Source organism: Kitasatospora sp. NPDC059577 (genome assembly GCF_042735475.1).
GTDB lineage: Bacteria > Actinomycetota > Actinomycetes > Streptomycetales > Streptomycetaceae > Kitasatospora.
Genome location: NZ_JBHWBZ010000001.1, coordinates 561,170 through 562,598, shown reverse-complemented (window position 1 = coordinate 562,598; position 1,429 = coordinate 561,170). Strand labels below are relative to the sequence as shown.

Sequence of the window (1,429 nt, the reverse complement as noted above, 5' to 3'; positions counted from 1 at the left end):
GGTTTGGGGGGGGCCCCTGGGCCCCCCCCCGCCCCCCACCGCCCCCGCCCCTCCGGCGGCCCCCGCCGCCCCCTGCGGGCGGGGGCGCGCCCCGGCCCCGGGTGGGCCCCCGGTCAGGCGTTCCTGCCGCGGGCGGCGACGCGCCAGCGGTCCACGAGTTCGCCGTCGCGGACCACGGCGACGTCGTCGACGAGGTTCACCGCCACGCAGACGTGGTTGGGGATCACCCGCAGCCGCTCGCCCAGCGCGGGGAGGTCGCCGTCGGCGGGCCAGACCACGGTGGCGTGGTGCTCGGACAGCGCCGTGATGCGGGCCTCGGGGTGGTCGATGAGCCGGCCGAAGCCCGTCGCCCAAGCGGGCCGGTCGCCGCCGAGGACCTTGCTGCCCGCGTCCACGACCACCCGGCGGGGTGTGGCCCCGTCCCCTTCGTGCCGGCTGACGACGGTGGCCGCGACCGTCAGGGCGATGTCCTCGACGGCGCACCGGCCGAGTTCCCACTGCTGGGCGTCGCCGAACACGTAGACGCCCGGCCGTGCTTCGGTGATGGCCGAGGTCCCGGTCAGTTCCGCGGTGGGCGTGGAGCCGCCGCTCACCCGGGTGACCTCGAAGCCCGCGGCGGTGAGCGCCTCGGCGGCCTCGCCGAGGGCCTGTTCCTCCTGCGCGGCGGCCTTGGCGGGCATCTGCGGTGCGTAGCCGTGGCCGGGGAAGGTGAACACGCCGGCGACGCGGAGTCCGGCGCGGGCCGCCGCCCCTGCCACCTCCACGGCCCGGGCGGGGCTGACGCCGCTGCGGTGGTGTCCGCTGTCGATCTCCACCAGGACCTCGATCCCGCCGGCCGCGTCCCCGAGGTGGCGGCCCGCCGTCTCGGCCGCTTCGACGGAGTCCGTCCCGATCGCGATCCTGGCCGTCGTGGCGAGTCGGCGCAGCCGTTCCGCCTGCCGGGGCCCGATCCAGAGCGGGTAGGCGATGAAGAGGTCGGTGGCGCCGTGCTCGGCGAAGACCTCGGCTTCGCCGATGGTCGCCACCGTCAACCCGACCGCCCCGGCGGCAAGTTGCCGCGCGGCGATCTCCGGCATCTTGTGGGTCTTGGCGTGCGGGCGCAGCCGCAGGCCCTTGGCGCGGAGCGCGGCCGCCATGCGCTCGATGTTCCGCTCCAGCACGTCCAGGTCGACCATGACGTCCGGGGTGTCGACCTCCACCGGGATTCTGGGCATCTGCTTCCTTTCGGCTCGAATCGCGCCCCCATTCTCGCCCCGGCAAGATCGGCCCGGGCACACCCCCCCTGGGCCGGGGACGCCCACGGTCCCGGGACGCCGTCGGGCGGCCCCCCCCCCCCGCGGGGGGGGGGGGGGCGCGGGGGGCGTGTGAAGAGGGGGTGGGCCCCGGTGGATGGGTGTGATGAAGAGGAGGGGGTGGCGGGGAGGCGCTG

The 1,429-nt window shown here is 76.8% G+C and carries 1 protein-coding gene; it reads right to left on the bottom strand.

The genetic code is table 11. The annotated features are described in order from the left end of the window. Positions 1 to 113 precede the first annotated feature (113 nt). The gene (locus ACFV0O_RS02510) at positions 114 to 1,214 is read right to left on the bottom strand and encodes a D-TA family PLP-dependent enzyme (protein WP_380335243.1); all 1,101 of its coding nucleotides are present in this window, start codon (positions 1,212 to 1,214) and stop codon (positions 114 to 116) included. Between the last annotated feature and the right edge of the window lie 215 nt (positions 1,215 to 1,429).